This is a genomic window from Exiguobacterium sp. UBA7533, assembly GCF_002479335.1.
Taxonomy (GTDB): Bacteria; Bacillota; Bacilli; order Exiguobacteriales; family Exiguobacteriaceae; genus Exiguobacterium_A.
This window is the reverse complement of the sequence record NZ_DLMP01000017.1, coordinates 4,231-5,829: the sequence shown is the minus strand read 5'-3', so window position 1 is coordinate 5,829 and position 1,599 is coordinate 4,231. Positions and strand designations below refer to the sequence as shown.

3 protein-coding genes are annotated in these 1,599 nt (G+C 44.1%); all 3 read right to left on the bottom strand.

Annotation, left to right across the window (positions count from 1 at the left end):
• A partial coding sequence (locus B2U10_RS14490; RefSeq protein ID WP_290788511.1) for an ABC transporter permease subunit occupies positions 1-356 on the bottom strand: 356 nt, incomplete at its 3' end.
• Positions 353-1,120, bottom strand: a complete 768-nt coding sequence (locus tag B2U10_RS14485) for a transporter substrate-binding domain-containing protein (RefSeq protein WP_056059940.1) — start codon at positions 1,118-1,120, stop codon at positions 353-355. The genes B2U10_RS14490 and B2U10_RS14485, both read right to left, overlap by 4 nt.
• Before the next feature lie 164 nt (positions 1,121-1,284).
• Positions 1,285-1,599, bottom strand: a 315-nt coding sequence (locus B2U10_RS14480; protein ID WP_290788508.1) for a TOBE domain-containing protein, incomplete at its 5' end; no start/stop codon positions are given.

Below are 1,599 nucleotides of genomic sequence, written 5' to 3'. Positions count from 1 at the left end.
GCTTCCCATTGTCCACGATCGACAGAGGAGATGGCAGCGCGGAACGATTCCGAAATATATGCGGAAAAGTGAAGCGACAAACCGAAGGCAAGTGCTTGGAATCCAGTTAATTGAAGCGTGACGAGACCATTATAAAGAATCAAGATTTGCAACAAGAGTGGCGTTCCGCGGAAGAACGAGACGTATAAACGTGCAAAACCGCTGAAAACGGCAACGCGGCTATCACGCATGATGGCAAGAATCAACCCGAGAATAAGCGCAAAGACGATGGCGAGACCACTTGCTAGAAGGGTCGTGCCAATCGCCTTTGCGTAGACGTCCGAGTTATCTCGGACGATCGTCAGTAATTCACTCACTTACTGATATCCTCGTTGAAGTACTTCTTACCGATTTTTGCAAGAGTGCCGTCTTCTTGCATCTCAGCGAGTGCTTTGTTGAAGTCTTTTGTATACTTGCTATTTTTCGCCATCATGAAGCCAGATTCGTTCTTATCGAACGTCTCACCGACAGCTTTGACTTTATAGCCAGCTTTTTTCAACTCCGTCAAAACGAAGAGGCGATCGTTCATGGCTGCATCAACGCGACCCGCTTCAAGGTCTTTTAAGACTTGATTCGCACCTTTATAGTATTTTACTTTAGCGCCTGCTTTTTCAGCCGTTTTTGCATAAAGTGAACCTTGTGTCGAACCGACTGTTTTTCCTTTTAAGTCATCGAGTGTTTTGATGTCATTCGTTTTATTGTTAACGATGATCGTTGAACCAGAAACCGTATACGCATCAGAAAAAGCGTACTTTTCTTGACGCTCAGGTGTGATCCCCATTTGGTTCGCAATGACATCGATTCGTTTTGAATCGAGTGCCGGGATGAGTCCTTTAAAGTCCATCGCTTTGTAATCGACTTTATAGCCAGCACGTTTTGCGACTTCGTTCATGACATCTACGTCATAACCCATCAATTTTCCTTTTTCTTTGTACGTGAATGGTGGGTATGTTGCTTCCGTTCCGACTGTAATGACTTTTGACTCTTTACCAGAACCTGCGTTGTCGTTCGAAGCGCCGCATGCTGCAAGCACCCCCGCTGTCGATAATGCTGCTACAGCTAATTTCAAACCGTGTTTCATAGCGCTCTCTCCTTTTATAAATGAATGATTTCAATTCCTAGTTTTCGAATAGGATTAATTTTAAGCTACAAGCAGTATCATACAAAGTTACAGGAACGTCTGTCAATAAAAAAGACTGCCCTTAAATGGACAGTCTGAAACATCATAACTGATCGATGATGTGATTAACGAATCGTTGCTTCTGTTGAAGCATCGAAGAAGTGTGCTTTTGTCATATCGAAGAAGAGATCAAGCTGTGATCCCATCTCGACATGTGAACGTGAATCGACACGTGCCGTGAATGCTTGTTGTCCGACTTTTGAGTAGAGATAAGACTCTGCACCCATCAATTCAGAAACTTCGATATGCGCTGGGAAACGATGTGCTGTTTTAGTGTCTTGGTAGATCAATTCCGCATGGATGTCTTCTGGACGAATTCCGAGGACGAGATCTTTATTCGTGTAACCGCGGTCGCGGAGAACTTTCATTTTTCCTTCTGG